Source organism: Rhodococcus sp. RCBS9, from assembly GCF_029457415.1.
Taxonomy (GTDB): Bacteria; Actinomycetota; Actinomycetes; order Mycobacteriales; family Mycobacteriaceae; genus Rhodococcus_F; species Rhodococcus_F qingshengii.
In genome coordinates this window covers 628,957-642,791 of sequence record NZ_CP120422.1, presented here as the reverse complement: position 1 = coordinate 642,791, position 13,835 = coordinate 628,957, and the positions used below count along the sequence as shown (strand labels likewise).

The following is a 13,835-nucleotide window of genomic DNA, read 5'->3' as shown; positions in this document are numbered from 1 at the left end:
CGATGTAAGGTCGCGCTGTGACCACCTCAGGGACCGGCGGCTTGGACGCGGTACTGATTTTTGCTGTCGTTGCTGCCTCGGTTGCACTGATGCTCGTGTGGTTGAAAAGTCGTCGAGTTTTCGGAGAATTCCCACTCTCGGCAGCTCTCCTCTGGCTGATGGTTGCAGTGCCTTCCATCTTGCAGGCGGCGATGCCGGGACTGCTCGAGATGTTTCGTCGTGATCCCGCGTTGATTCGTGACGGGCAATGGTGGCGCATTCTGACCTCCGTGCTCGTTCAGGACGGAGGGGCCGCAGGAACTGTCACCAATCTCGCGACGCTGGCCGTGGTTGCACCGCTTGCGTTTCGGCTCTGGGGCGCCGCACGTGGCTGGGCTCTCTTCCTGCTCGGTCAACTGTTGTTCGGTTTGCTCACCACCGCAGTCTTCCCGTCGACCGGCGCAGGCAACTCCGGTGCCACGCTTGCTCTGGCAGCGGCGGCCGCGGGGATCGGCGTTCTGGTGCGCCCGCGAATGCCTGAGATTGTTCTGACGGTCGTGATTGTCGTCGGCGGCGCAACATTGGTGACGGTCGACGACGCACACGGATTCGCGGTGCTTTCCGGGGCGCTCTTGGGGGCTGCGCTGGTGACGCTGTTCCCTCCGCACTCGATGGACGCGCGTCGGGCAGGAGAAAGTTTGCGACCATCCGCGCTGTGAGATGCTGTCGTGGTGCTGCTGAGATCCTTGAACCCCCTTGCTGTTGCCCGCGGTGACGACCTCGACGACGCCGTGACGATCGGTGACACGGTTCTCTCGCGGAGTGCCATTCTCGGTGCCGCGACCTCGGTCGCGGAGCGAGTGGCGCAGGCCGATCGGGTTGCCGTATTGGCAACTCCCACAGCAAAAACGATTCTCGCCGTCGTCGGGGCGTTGATTGCCGGCGTCACCGTGGTGCCGGTCCCGCCGGACTCGGGGAAGGCTGAGCGAGAGCACATTCTGCGTGACTCCGGTGCCCAGGCGTGGCTCGGCGAAACGGACGACCACTGCGAAGGTCTGCCCGTGGTTCCCGTCCGATTGCACGCTCGCTCGTGGCACAGCTATCCCGAACCGGCACCGCAGTCCACAGCATTCGTCCTGTACACGTCCGGAACTACCGGCCCACCGAAGGGCGTTCTGCTCAGTCGCTCGGCTATCGCAGCTGGGCTCGACGCGCTCGCCGAGGCCTGGGACTGGACGTGGCGAGACACCCTCGTACACGGGCTTCCGCTCTTCCACGTGCACGGACTGATTCTCGGGATCCTCGGCCCCCTCCGGATCGGCAGCCGGGTGATCCACACCGTCAAGCCGACGCCGGAAAACTACGCAAGGGCCAAAGGCTCCCTCTACTTCGGTGTCCCCACCGTCTGGTCGCGTATCGCCGAAGACGAAGAAGCTGCCCGCGCGTTGTCCGGTGCCCGACTTCTGGTCTCCGGTAGTGCGCCGCTTCCCGTGCCGGTCTTCGAAAAGCTGCGGGAGCGAACAGGATTGACGCCCATCGAGCGTTACGGCATGAGTGAGACGATGCTGACCCTCAGCACGCGTTTCGACGGCGAGCGACGCCCGGGGTGGGTCGGCGTGCCGCTGCGCGGAGTCGAGACTCGTCTTCGTGACGAGAAGGGCAACGATGTGCCGCACGACGGCGAGAGTATCGGCGGCCTACAGGTACGTGGGCCGATGCTTTTCGACGGCTACTTGAACCGTCCGGACGCAACCGCCGAGTCCTGGACGGAGGACGGCTACTTCAAGACCGGTGACGTCGCCGTCATCGACGAGGGTGGGTTCCACCGAATCGTTGGCCGCGAATCCATCGACTTGATCAAATCCGGTGGATTCAGAGTCGGCGCCGGCGAGATCGAGACCGCCATCCTCGGGCACCCTTCGGTGTCCGAAGTTGCGGTGATCGGTGTCCCCGACGCCGATCTGGGGCAGCGGATCATCGCCGTCGTAGTCCGTAAGCCCGGGACTCCCGAGGTCACCGAAGCCGAATTGGTCGAGTTGGTCGGGGCGGAGTTGTCGGCGCACAAGCGTCCCCGTGAGGTTCGATTTGCCGAGACTCTGCCACGTAACGCGATGGGCAAGGTTCAGAAGCGTGAGCTGCTCTAGGCAGGTCAGTTTGCTGAAAAGTCGCTGCGACGCTTGAAGGTTCGTGAATTCGGCCGGCCTGTCCCGAAATGTGGGCTCGCCGGTTCTCCGACGATTCAGCGCTAGTTGGAATTTCTGTGTTCTTGGCTACACTACCGCCCGGTAGGGACAGTTCCAGTCGCGCGCATACCGTCGGTATGCCTGAGTGCGAGTGGCCTCGGAAGGGCAGATTTCATGGCGGGCGGACGGCATTCGAGTCCTGACAGCGGGCGGTCGATCGGGTTCTACGCAGTGGGTGGGTTGGTTGCCGTCGCGGTAATCGCCACCGGGGTGGTGGTCTTCAAGGCAACACAGTCCGATTCCTGCGAGAGCGTCGACGAGTACTCGCTGGCAGCGGATCCTGCGATCGCGCCGGCAGTCACGGAGATCCTCGCAGAATCGTCGCCGGAGCAGACAGGCTGTTCGCGGATCACGGTTACCTCTGCGCTGCCCGGGGACGTTGCGGGAACCCTGGGTAAGGGCGTGGACGCGCCGGACATGTGGATACCGGATTCGACAGCGTGGGTCGGCAAAGCTGCATTGACGGCCAAGGGGCCGGTCGCTGCCGCGGGAGGTTCGATCGCCACCTCGCCTGTCGTTCTCGCCTCCGGCGGTGGCGAACAGTTTGCCAGTTGGCTCGCGGCGCTACAGGTTCCCGATCTGGCGTTGGGCAATCCGTTGTTCACAGGGGTTGCGTCGGCGCCCATTCTCGGAGCTCTCGCGGAAACCGGGGCCACCTCCGAATCCGTTCGAGCGGCACTCGTACCCCATGCGCAAGCGGAGAGTGTTCGTACCGAAGATCAGCCGGTAGGACAGAAGATGCTCACCGAATTGGTCAGCTCCGGAAAGGTCGGTGTTTCGACCGAGCAACAGGTCGTCGAGTTCACGAAGGCCGAGTCGAAGATTTCCGCGACAGTACCGGCGACGGGAACCATGATCATGGATTACCCCCTGGTGGTCAGTGCTTCGGCACCGGACCGGCACTACGCCGCAGCCAAGAAGAGTGACGCCATCGCCGAGCTGTTGCACAGTGAATCTGCTCAGGAAGTGCTGACGCGCAGCGGGTTCCGTACTTCCGGCGGTGGAGCCGTCGAAGGTGGAGTCGGTGACGTCACGGCACTGACCGTGTCCGAACAGTCGGTGGCCGATCAGACACTGGGCGCTTGGGCTCTGATGGCCAAGCCGATCCGGACACTCGTTGCGATCGACGTGTCTGCGTCGATGGACTACCCTGCGGCAGGCGGCAAGACGCGCATGCAGTTGACCACTGCTGCTGCTCTGGCCGGCAATCAGGTCTTCCCAGACAGCGTCGCTGCCGGTCTCTGGGCGTTTTCCCAAGGTATGAACGGAACCCAGGACTTCCAGGAATTGGTGCCGATCAGGCGCTACGACACGATCGTCGACGGTGTGACTCAACGAAAGTTGATGGCAGATCAGGCGAACCGGCTCACCGAACTCAAACGTGGCGCCACAGGTTTGTACGACACGACGCTGGCCGCATTCCGTAAGGTTCAGGAATCGTACGATCCGCGAGCAGTCAACAGTGTCATCATCTTGACCGACGGCGCAAACGAAGATCCTGACAGCATCAGCCGTGAACAGTTGCTCGATGTTCTTGCACGCGAGCAGGATCCGGCGCGTCCGGTCATCATCGTCACCATCGGCATCACCGATGACGCAGATGCGGCGGCGCTCGCCGATATCTCCCGCGTGACGGGCGGTTCGACGTACATCGCTCGTGACCCCTCGGAGATTTCCGAGGTGTTCGTGAACGCATTGGCTCACCGAGGAACTTAGGCCGCATCCGGACTGGTCCAGGGTGCCGGAAGTGGCGGAGCCTCAGACGAATACCGGTGCCCGGTAGGTGTCGTTGTGGTGAAGGTGTGCCGGTTACCTGGTACAGGTTCGGCAGTCCAGTCCGAGCCCTGTTTCGCGTAATTGCATGCCGCGCACAACCCGGCACCGTTGGCTGCGCTGGTGAGGCCACCCCTCGAGTGATCGCGAATGTGGTCGCGGTGGCGAACCGGCGCGTCGCACCACGGAGTACGGCAGCTTCGATCACGGAGTTCGATCAATCGCGCCAACCCCTTCGGGAAGGTTCTCGCCGTGGATTCCATTGCGGTCAGCGCGCCCGTATCGGGGCGTGCGTAGAGCTTTCGGAGCGTTGCCACCGTTTCGGAGTCTTCGCTGGCCTTGGTGATCCATTCGCGTGCAATAGCGGCTGGTACAGGTCCGTACCCGTGGACGTACGCCGGGTCGGAATTTTCGCCCAACAATGACTGGTCGGAGACAACCAGATTCACGGTGACGGGTGTCGGTGTGGCGCGGCCGATTCCGGTAACTCGCTCGACCAGGAGATCAGCCATGATTTGCGCTCGGGTGCGCTTGTCCCCGCCGGCAAGTACGGAATCTGCGTCGCGCCTGAGCGTGGCGTGCACGGCGATACCTTCGGCCACGGGAAGGAACACATTGAGCCAGCACATCGTGTCGGGCGCAGGCCGTGACGTCACTCGTCTGTCTCCCACGGCTTTGCGTGCTCGTCTGGCAATACTATCGGAGTCTATTTCGGCAGTGCGTGCGCGGATTCTTTGTGTCAGTTGATGGTTGCCGCATCCGTCCAAGATTGCAGCGTCGCAGCAGAACTCGCGATCCAATGTAGCGCGATCCTGGGCGGTGAGACATGAAGTCTCGCGCATGAGGATCGTCGCTTGATGCTCACTGATGGAGCCGTCGACGAGTAGTCGAAGTGTGTGAGGCATCTCGTCGTTCAGTGCGCGGGCCAGGTTCAGATGCTGAGTTCCGAACCAAGCCGACTCTCGCCGTGCGAGGGCAATCTGCGCGTTGATTCCACGGCCTTGGTATGCGCGCGGCACTCCCCGTTCGCCGCGGTCGTTGCGGGTGAACGCGTCGAGATCGGCAGCCAGCAATGCCTGGGCACCAGCGCAACTGGCCTTCAACTCTTCCAAAGCGCGCAGAAGATCCACGCGTGCTGCGTTGTCGATGGATCGATCCATGCTGACGAGTGATGCTCGGAATTGTCCGATGGTCTCTTCGGATATCGCCTGTTTGGATATGGCCTGTTCAGATACTTGCGTCGTCACTTTTACCCCCCCGGTAGTGTCGAACATACATTCGATACTAGCCTCGACAGCGAACGGACGCAACGCCTTTCTCCGTTGGCGTCTGAAAGTTCCGACAGTTCGGTTTTCATGGTTGACTGGTCCTCATGATCGAGCTGAGGGGATTGACCAAGGTTTACGGACCGACGAAAGCGGTGGACGATTTGTCGTTCACGGTCAAGCCGGGCATCGTGACGGGCTTCCTGGGCCCGAACGGTGCCGGTAAGTCGACGACGATGCGGATGATCCTGGGTTTGGATCAGCCGACGTCGGGTGCGGCGTTGATCGAGGGCAAGCCGTACCGCGAGCTCAAGACGCCGTTGCGGACGGTCGGTGCGTTGCTGGATGCGAAGTGGGTGCACCCCAATCGCAGTGCGCGGGCGCATCTGCAGTGGATGGCTGCTTCGAACGGGATCCCGAAGTCCCGCGTCGACGAGGTGCTCGGGTTGGTCGGATTGTCCGAGGTGGCGGGTAAGAAGGCCGGCGGGTTCTCGTTGGGTATGTCGCAGCGTCTGGGGTTGGCGGGTGCGTTGTTGGGGGATCCGAAGGTGTTGTTGTTCGACGAGCCGGTCAACGGTCTCGATCCGGAGGGCATCGTCTGGATTCGTAAGTTCATGCAGCGGTTGGCGGCCGAGGGCCGCACGGTGCTGGTGTCGAGTCACCTCCTGTCGGAGATGGCGCTCACGGCGGAGCAGTTGGTGGTGATCGGTCGGGGTCGGTTGATTTCGGATTCGACGGTGGCGGAGTTCGTGGATCGTTCGTCGGAGTCGACGGTGCGGGTGCGTAGTCCTCAGCTCGATGCGTTGCGCAGTGTGTTGCTCTCGCAGGGGTTGACGGTGCGTGAGGACGGTTCCGGTGTTGCCCCGGCATTGGTGGTGGTGGATTCGACCACCGATGTGATCGGTGGTTTGGCTGGTTCGCAGGGAATCGTGTTGTACGAGTTGGCTTCTGTGCAGGGATCGCTCGAGGATGCGTTCATGAAGTTGACCGGGGACGATGTCCAGTACCACGCATCCGGTATCGATCCGGGTGCCGGAGCCCACCACGCAAATACACAGCAGGCTATGGGAGGTGCACTGTAATGGCTGTTCTCAGTGCTGAACGTATCAAGATCACCACGACCAAGTCGCCGCTGTGGTGCACGATCATCATCATCGTGCTCGGGTTGGGACTCGCTACCGTTTTCGGACTGAGCGCCAAGTCGTCGCTCAGCAACCCCAACGGTGCAATGATGCCGACAGTGTCGGGGGCACTCAGTGGAGTGACCGGCTTCGGTGTGTTGGTTCTGATGATCATGGCGGCCCTCGCGATCACCAGCGAATATCGTTTCGGGACAATCCGAACCACATTCCAGGCAGTTCCGAACCGCGCCTCGGTGCTCATCGCCAAAGCGGGCCTCATCGGTGGGTTCGGAGCGGTGCTGACTCTCGTGTTGTCGTTCGGCGCCTTCGCCCTCACGAAGGCCACGGCAGGTGACGCCGGAAGATTCTTGACTCTGTCCGGCGACGAGAACTGGCGGGTCGTCTACGGAACACCGATCTACGCGTTCTTCTGCGTAGTTCTAGCCGTAGGAGTGGGCGCGTTGCTCCGGCAGTCTGCAGGTGCGATCGCGCTTCTGCTGTTGTGGCCCTTGCTGATCGAGAATCTTTTCAACCTGTTCGGAAGTATCGGCGAGAAGATCATGCCGTTCCTGCCGTTCATGAACGCCAACAATTTTCTCGGTTCCAGCGGTGGCGTCGATTTCCACTGGGGACCATGGGGCAGCCTGATCTACTTCGCCCTCTTCGTGCTCGTCGTATTCGGTCTCAGCATCGTCGTCGTGAACAGGCGGGATGCATAGGCACACGGATCAGACGGGCTGATTCTGCTTACGCCAACGGGCGTTCAGGAAACCTAATGCCGCGATCACGAGGAACAACACGGTGGTCGAGATCAACTGTGCACGGGCATCGGCGTCGAAGAGCATGAGGACGACGAACACACCGAGCATCGCGAGTGTCGCGTAGCTCAGATACGGGAACAGCCACATCCGAACCGTCAGCTTGCCCGACGCTTCGAGTTGTTTACGCAGTCGCAGATGCGAGACGACGATGAAGATCCAGATGACCAGCAGCGCAGCGCCGACTGCGTTGAGCAGGATGCCGAGCAGGTCGTCGGGGAGCAGCCAGTTGAGCAGGACGCTGACGAAGCCGAAGAACACCGACAGCAGAACGGCATTGGTCGGAACTCCGGTGCTCGACAATTTCGCCATGAAGGCGGGTCCGTCGCCGCGGCGCGAAAGTGAGAACGCCATGCGAGAGGTGCCGTAGATGTTGGCGTTGAAGGCGGAAAGCAACGCCACCACTACGACGAGTTCCATGAACCCGGCAACGCCTGGAATGTTCGCCTTGTTCAGGACGGCCACAAACGGGCCGCTCTCGAGTTCGGGGTCGTTCCAGGGCAGCACCAGAACCATGATCGAGATGGCGCCGATGTAGAAGACGCTGATGCGCCACACGACGCTCCGGACAGCGACGGCGATGGAGCGTTCCGGATTCTCGGATTCGGCTGCGGCGATGGTGACGATCTCGATCCCACCGAAGGCGAATGCCACGACGAGAAGTCCTGCGGCTATGCCGGACAATCCATTGGGCATGAAGCCGCCCTGCCCGAACAGATTGCTCGTACCGACCGGGTCGGTATCGGGGAGGATGCCGAACACCAGCAGGACACCGATGATCAGGAAGCCGATGATGACGGTGACTTTGATTGCGGCGAACCAGAACTCGAACTCACCGAAGTTGCTGACTTTCGCCAGGTTCACCACGGCGAAGAACACCACGAAAACCAGGGCGACAACCCATTGCGGGATCGACGGCACCCAGTCGTTCACGATCGCCGAGGCTCCGGTGATCTCGGCGCCCAACACCATGATGAGCATGAACCAGTAGAGCCAGCCCATCACGAAGCCGGCCCACTCGCCGATCCCCAAGCGTGCGTAGTGAGAGAAGGAACCGCTGGCCGGGATCGCGGCGCCCATCTCGCCGAGCATGCGCATCACGAACACCACGACGGCGCCCGCAAGGATGTAGGAGATCAGGACGGCCGGCCCGGCCTTGGCGATACCGACGCCGGTTCCGAGGAACAGGCCGGCGCCGATGGCCGAGCCCAAGCCCATCATCGTCAGATGGCGGACCTTGAGACCGTGGCCGAGAGCAGTGGTTGTTCCGTCGGAGACGTCGGTGCTACTCATCAGTCGTTAGCGTGCAAAGCAGCGTTCAGTTCTACGCCGGTGCCCTTCCACGGCACGACCTCGACGGCACCCGAGACCGAGTTACGACGGAAGAGAAGGTTCGACTTGCCGCTCAGTTCCTTGGCCTTGACGACGGTTCCGTCCGGGCCGGTGACCTTGGTGCCGGCGGTGACATAGAGGCCCGCTTCGAGGACGCAGTCGTCGCCGAGCGAAATGCCGAGGCCGGCGTTTGCGCCGAGGAGGCAGCGCTTGCCGAGGGAGATCGTTTCCTTGCCTCCACCGGAGAGGGTGCCCATGATCGAGGCGCCGCCGCCCACATCGGATCCGTCGTCGACGACGACGCCCGCGGAGATGCGGCCTTCGACCATCGAGTTGCCGAGGGTGCCGGCGTTGAAGTTGACGAAGCCCTCGTGCATGACGGTCGTTCCGCTGGCGAGGTGTGCACCGAGTCGGACACGGTCCGCGTCACCGATGCGGACTCCGGACGGCACGACGTAGTCGACCATGCGGGGGAACTTGTCGACGCTGAACACGGTCACGACGCCGCGGATGCGCAGACGCGAGCGAACCTGCTCGAAACCTTCGACGGCGCACGGGCCGAAGTTGGTCCACACGACGTTGCTGAGCAGGCCGAACTGGCCGTCGAGGTTGACACCGTGAGGTGCGACGAGACGGTGCGAGAGGAGATGGAGGCGCAGGTAGACGTCATGTGCGTCGACCGGCGCCTTGGAGAGATCGGCGATGGTGGTGCGCACGACGACCTGCGATACCTCGCGAGCGTCGTCAGTGCCTGCCAGCAGTGCAAGATCGGAAGGAATATCTGTTCCCTCGACGTTCTCGGTACCGGTCTTGTCGAATGTTCCCAGCTCCGGTGCCGGGAACCAGGTGTCGAGGACGGTTCCGTCCGCGGTCACGTTGGCGATACCTACTGCTGTTGCTCCCTGTGCGCTCACGGGACTAGAGATTACTGGGTGGTGGGTGCACCGGCCTAGGCTGGTGCGTGTGAGCATCCTCGATCTTGCTTCGGACCCCATCGACTTGACGGCCGCCCTGGTCGACATCCCCAGCGTCTCGCACGACGAATCCGTCATTGCGCAGGCTGTCGAGGATGCGCTGCGTGAGCAGACTTCGGGCTTCGAGATCATCCGCAACGGCAATGCCGTGTTGGCGCGTACGTCGCGTGGTTTGCCCAGTCGGGTCATGCTCGCCGGACATCTGGATACGGTGCCGATCGCGGACAACGTTCCTTCGCGGCGTGACGGCGACATCCTGCACGGCTGCGGGACCGTGGACATGAAGTCGGGCGACGCGGTCTTCCTACACCTTGCGGCCACCATCGAGAACCTGGCCCACGATCTGACCCTCGTCTTCTACGACTGCGAAGAGATCGCCGCAACGTACAACGGCCTGGGACGGATCGAACGCGAGATCCCGCAATGGCTCGCGGCGGACGTCGCAATTCTCGGTGAGCCGACGGCCGGTTTCATCGAGGCCGGGTGTCAGGGCACGATGCGGGTGCGGTTGACGGCTTCGGGAACTCGCGCCCATTCGGCCAGGTCCTGGCTGGGGGACAATGCCATTCACAAGTTCGGCGGAGCGTTGGAGCGGTTGTCGAGTTACCAGCCGCGCTCGGTCGACATCGACGGTTGCGGCTACCGCGAGGGCTTGTCGGCGGTGCGGATCTCCGGTGGCGTCGCCGGAAACGTCGTCCCGGACGAAGCCGAGATGGACGTCAACTTCCGATTCGCGCCCGATCGCAGCGAGGTACAAGCCGAGGCGCACGTGCGCGAAGTGTTCGACGGTCTGGGCCTCGGATTCGAGGTCACCGACTCCTCGCCTGGCGCGCTGCCTGGCTTGGCGAACCCGTCCGCTGCCGCCCTGATCGAGGCGGCCGGTGGTCAGTTCCGTGCGAAGTACGGGTGGACCGACGTGTCCAGGTTCTCGGCGCTCGGCATTCCTGCCGTGAACTACGGACCGGGTGATCCGAACCTCGCGCACAAGCGCGACGAGCACGTTCCGGTGCAGCAGATCACCGACGTCGCGGCCGTGCTGAGGAAGTATCTGTCGGCCTGACCGTTAGCCTTGCCGCATGGCACCAGAGAAGAATTCGGCTTCGAAGAAGCAGAGCTCGTCGATCAAGCACCGCGGGCCGGTTCAGCTTCGACGCAAGCGCAAGGACGAGAAGACCACGACGGATCAGCGCTTGCTCGACAAGCGCGGACCCACGGATTGGGTACACACCGATCCGTGGCGTGTGCTGCGTATCCAGAGCGAATTCATCGAAGGTTTCGGCGCACTCGCCGAGGTCCCGCGTGCGGTGACGGTGTTCGGTTCGGCCCGCACCACGGTCGATCATCCCGAGTACCAATCCGGGCGCGAGCTGGGAACGGCGTTGGCCGAGGCCGGGTACGCCGTCATCACCGGTGGTGGGCCAGGGGTGATGGAAGCTGCCAACCGCGGTTGCAGCGAGGCCGGCGGATACTCGATCGGCCTCGGCATCGAGTTGCCGTTCGAGCAGGGACTCAACGAGTGGGTGGATCTCGGAATCAACTTCCGGTACTTCTTCGCACGCAAGACGATGTTCGTGAAGTACTCCCAGGCATTCATCTGCCTGCCCGGCGGCTTCGGAACACTCGACGAGCTGTTCGAGGCACTCACCCTGGTCCAGACCCACAAGGTCACGCGCTTCCCGATCGTCCTGTTCGGTACCGAGTACTGGTCCGGACTCGTCGACTGGATTCGCGGCACCCTCGAGCGGGACGGCAAGATTTCCGAAGGTGACGTGAATCTGCTGCACGTCACCGACAGCGTGGAAGAAGCAGTACGAATCGTCCTCAACGCCGACAAGGGCGTCGACGAGGCCGCAGATCTGGGGAAAGAAGAAGAATGGTGACCGATTCCGACAAAAAGTACTCGATCTGCGTCTACTGCGCGTCGGGGCCGGTGGACGAATCGTTCCTGGCGTTGGCTGCCGAGGTGGGAACCGCGATCGGTCGACGCGGATGGCAGTTGGTCTCGGGCGGTGGCAACGTGTCGATGATGGGCGCTGTCGCCGAGTCCGCTCGCGCGGCGGGTGCCTGGACCGTCGGCGTCATCCCGAAAGCCTTGGTGCACAAGGAAGTTGCCGACGTTGACGCCGACGAACTGATCGTCACGGACACCATGCGCGAACGCAAGAAGCTGATGGAAGACCACGCCGACGCGTTCATCACGCTGCCCGGCGGAATCGGGACGCTGGAAGAGTTGTTCGAGACGTGGACAGCCGGCTACCTGGGAATGCACGAGAAACCTGTCGTGATGCTCGATCCCGTCGGCCACTTCACCGGCCTGCTCGAGTGGTTGAACAAGCTCGACGGGACCGGCTTCGTCGGGCGTCAGGCGCTGGACACTCTGCTGGTGAGGACGGACGTCGAGGCCGCGCTCGACGCGTGCGTCAAATCCTGATCAGACGCTTGCGTGAAACCCTGACCTGGGGCATGGCGGGCTTTATTACCGTGCAGTAAGGTGGCCGCAGACTGGGCGGCCGAATGGGCGCCGGATACGTGTTAGGGGAGCCATGAGTTCGGAAGCCCGTTCGACCGTCGGCCTGCTCGATCTGGCGGCAAAACTGCCGTCGATGATCACCGAGGTGCCGATCCTGGCGCGGGGGGCCGCCGGGCTCACCCGTAAGCCTTCGGCCAAGGAATCGATCGGGTTGATCTTCCAGAAGGCCGCGCACGCGCACCCGTCGCGCCCGTTCATCCGGTTCGAGGGCCACGCGACCAGTTACGCGGAAGCCAACGAACTGGTGAACCGCTACGCGGACGTTCTCCGTGGTCGAGGAGTCGACCGCGGAGACGTCGTCGGAGTGCTGGCAAAGAACACTCCCGAAGCGCTGCTGATCGCCTTGGCCGCGGTAAAACTCGGCGCGGCAGCGGGCATGCTGAACTACAACCAGCGCGACGACGTTCTGGCACACAGCCTTACGCTCCTCGATGCGCGCGTCCTGGTGGTCGCCGACGAGTGCGAAGAAGCCCTCGAATCGTTGCCCGCCGGATTTAGCGGACCGAACCAACTTCTCGTCAGCGAACTCGCGGATCTGGCGAAGACGGCTGATCCGTCCAACCCCGCGGTCACCGCCGAGGTGCTGGCAAAGGAGAAGGCGTTCTACATCTTCACCTCGGGCACCACCGGAATGCCCAAGGCCAGCTTGATGACTCACTTCCGTTGGTTGAAGTCGATGTCGGGGCTCGGGTTGATGGGCGTGCGCTTGCGCGGCTCGGACACCCTGTACTGCTGCCTGCCGCTCTACCACAACAACGCGTTGACGGTCTCGCTGTCCTCGGTGCTCGCGTCCGGTGCGACAATCGCGATCGGACGTCAGTTCTCGGCCTCGCGGTTCTGGGACGACATCGCACTGAACAAGGCGACCGCGTTCACCTACATCGGCGAACTGTGCCGCTATCTGCTCAACCAGCCGGTCAAGCCGACCGACAGCGACAATGCTGTTCGGCTGATGGTGGGTAACGGTCTGCGCCCTGAGATCTGGGCCGAATTCACCCAGCGGTTCGGCATACCCCGCGTCGCCGAGTTCTACGGCGCGAGCGAATGCAACATCGCGTTCGTCAACGCACTCAACGTCGACAAGACAGCAGGCATCTGCCCGTTGCCGCACGCCGTCGTGGAGTTCGACGAGGACACCGGAAAAGCGTTGCGTGGAGCCGACGGTCGACTCCGCAAGGTTTCCACGGGTCAGGTCGGACTCCTGCTGTCGAAGGTCACCGACCGGGCGCCTTTCGACGGTTACACCGACGAAGCGGCGAGCAACAGCAAACTGGTACGCGGCGGATTCAAGGACGACGACACCTGGTTCGACACCGGAGACCTGGTGCGCAAGCAGGGATGGGGCCACGTCGCCTTCGTCGACCGTCTCGGCGACACCTTCCGTTGGAAGGGAGAGAACGTCGCCACCACGGAGGTCGAGGGCGCGCTGAGTTCGCACCCGGCCGTCGAGGAAGCAGTTGTCTACGGCGTCGAGATTCCGGGCACCGACGGTCGCGCGGGCATGGCGGCAGTCAAGCTGCGGGACGGTCAAAGCTTGGAGGGAAGTGAAGTCGCGGCACACCTCTACGGCAAGCTCCCCAACTACGCGGTCCCGCTGTTCATCCGCATCGTCGACTCACTCGAACACACCAGCACTTTCAAGTCGCGCAAGGTGGAATTGCGCAACGAGGGTTACGACGTCGGCGCCGACACTCTGCACGTTCTCGAAGGCCGCGAGGGTGGTTACGTGGACTCGTACGACGAATACGTCGGAAAGGTCGCGGCGGGCTCGGTACCCAAGGGCTAGACCGAGTTCCGTCA

General features: G+C 62.8%; 12 protein-coding genes. 9 read left to right on the top strand and 3 right to left on the bottom strand.

The window, feature by feature from the left end:
* Positions 1–17: 17 nt before the first annotated feature.
* The 3 genes from P0M12_RS02960 (at position 18) to P0M12_RS02950 (ending at position 3,938) form a co-directional block, all read left to right on the top strand.
* The gene (locus P0M12_RS02960; protein WP_007726255.1) at positions 18–698 is read left to right on the top strand and encodes a hypothetical protein; all 681 of its coding nucleotides are present in this window, start codon (positions 18–20) and stop codon (positions 696–698) included.
* Between the two features lie 12 nt (positions 699–710).
* Positions 711–2,123: an acyl-CoA synthetase gene (locus P0M12_RS02955; RefSeq protein ID WP_007726254.1), complete on the top strand. Its 1,413-nt coding sequence runs from the start codon at positions 711–713 to the stop codon at positions 2,121–2,123.
* Positions 2,124–2,336: 213 nt separating this feature from the next.
* Positions 2,337–3,938, top strand: a complete 1,602-nt coding sequence (locus P0M12_RS02950) for a substrate-binding and VWA domain-containing protein (RefSeq protein WP_042926345.1) — start codon at positions 2,337–2,339, stop codon at positions 3,936–3,938.
* Here the strand turns inward: P0M12_RS02950 and P0M12_RS02945 are convergent.
* Complete coding sequence (locus P0M12_RS02945) at positions 3,935–5,155, bottom strand: HNH endonuclease signature motif containing protein (RefSeq protein ID WP_007726246.1); 1,221 nt, start codon at positions 5,153–5,155, stop codon at positions 3,935–3,937. The genes P0M12_RS02950 and P0M12_RS02945 overlap by 4 nt on opposite strands.
* Before the next feature lie 212 nt (positions 5,156–5,367).
* On the opposite strand from P0M12_RS02945, the gene P0M12_RS02940 reads away from it, so the two are divergent.
* On the top strand, positions 5,368–6,342 hold the full coding sequence (locus P0M12_RS02940) for an ATP-binding cassette domain-containing protein (RefSeq protein WP_210377504.1): 975 nt from the start codon (positions 5,368–5,370) through the stop codon (positions 6,340–6,342).
* Entirely contained in the window at positions 6,342–7,100 is a 759-nt protein-coding gene (locus P0M12_RS02935) for an ABC transporter permease (RefSeq protein ID WP_063316837.1), read from the top strand. The genes P0M12_RS02940 and P0M12_RS02935 overlap by 1 nt, the downstream gene beginning before the upstream one ends.
* Before the next feature lie 9 nt (positions 7,101–7,109).
* On the opposite strand, the gene P0M12_RS02930 is transcribed toward P0M12_RS02935, so the two are convergent.
* A complete protein-coding gene (locus P0M12_RS02930) occupies positions 7,110–8,492 on the bottom strand; it encodes an amino acid permease (RefSeq protein ID WP_003945184.1) in 1,383 nt (460 codons plus the stop codon).
* Positions 8,492–9,445: a 2,3,4,5-tetrahydropyridine-2,6-dicarboxylate N-succinyltransferase gene (gene dapD / locus P0M12_RS02925; RefSeq protein ID WP_019749368.1), complete on the bottom strand. Its 954-nt coding sequence runs from the start codon at positions 9,443–9,445 to the stop codon at positions 8,492–8,494. Before dapD ends, P0M12_RS02930 begins: the two co-directional genes overlap by 1 nt.
* Positions 9,446–9,494: 49 nt before the next feature.
* Here dapD and dapE point away from each other — a divergent pair, with 49 nt between their 5' ends.
* The 4 genes from dapE to P0M12_RS02905 all read left to right on the top strand — a co-directional run bounded on the left by dapE (position 9,495) and on the right by P0M12_RS02905 (position 13,821).
* A complete protein-coding gene (dapE, locus tag P0M12_RS02920) occupies positions 9,495–10,565 on the top strand; it encodes a succinyl-diaminopimelate desuccinylase (RefSeq protein ID WP_030536946.1) in 1,071 nt (356 codons plus the stop codon).
* A gap of 16 nt (positions 10,566–10,581) precedes the next feature.
* Positions 10,582–11,385 carry a TIGR00730 family Rossman fold protein gene (locus tag P0M12_RS02915; protein ID WP_003945176.1) on the top strand — a complete coding sequence of 268 codons (804 nt, stop codon included), beginning with the start codon at positions 10,582–10,584 and terminating at the stop codon, positions 11,383–11,385.
* The gene (locus P0M12_RS02910; protein WP_003945191.1) at positions 11,379–11,936 is read left to right on the top strand and encodes a TIGR00730 family Rossman fold protein; all 558 of its coding nucleotides are present in this window, start codon (positions 11,379–11,381) and stop codon (positions 11,934–11,936) included. The genes P0M12_RS02915 and P0M12_RS02910 overlap by 7 nt, the downstream gene beginning before the upstream one ends.
* Positions 11,937–12,048: 112 nt before the next feature.
* The gene (locus P0M12_RS02905) at positions 12,049–13,821 is read left to right on the top strand and encodes a long-chain-acyl-CoA synthetase (protein ID WP_003945170.1); all 1,773 of its coding nucleotides are present in this window, start codon (positions 12,049–12,051) and stop codon (positions 13,819–13,821) included.
* Positions 13,822–13,835 lie beyond the last annotated feature (14 nt).

Coding starts and splice junctions, on each gene's coding strand:
- P0M12_RS02905 (WP_003945170.1), top strand. CDS start 12,049: ATGAGTTCGGAAGCCCGTTCGACCGTCGGCCTGCTCGATCTGGCGGCA.
- P0M12_RS02930 (WP_003945184.1), bottom strand. CDS start 8,492: ATGAGTAGCACCGACGTCTCCGACGGAACAACCACTGCTCTCGGCCAC.
- P0M12_RS02915 (WP_003945176.1), top strand. CDS start 10,582: ATGGCACCAGAGAAGAATTCGGCTTCGAAGAAGCAGAGCTCGTCGATC.
- P0M12_RS02950 (WP_042926345.1), top strand. CDS start 2,337: ATGGCGGGCGGACGGCATTCGAGTCCTGACAGCGGGCGGTCGATCGGG.
- P0M12_RS02910 (WP_003945191.1), top strand. CDS start 11,379: ATGGTGACCGATTCCGACAAAAAGTACTCGATCTGCGTCTACTGCGCG.
- P0M12_RS02940 (WP_210377504.1), top strand. CDS start 5,368: ATGATCGAGCTGAGGGGATTGACCAAGGTTTACGGACCGACGAAAGCG.
- P0M12_RS02945 (WP_007726246.1), bottom strand. CDS start 5,155: ATGGATCGATCCATCGACAACGCAGCACGCGTGGATCTTCTGCGCGCT.
- P0M12_RS02935 (WP_063316837.1), top strand. CDS start 6,342: ATGGCTGTTCTCAGTGCTGAACGTATCAAGATCACCACGACCAAGTCG.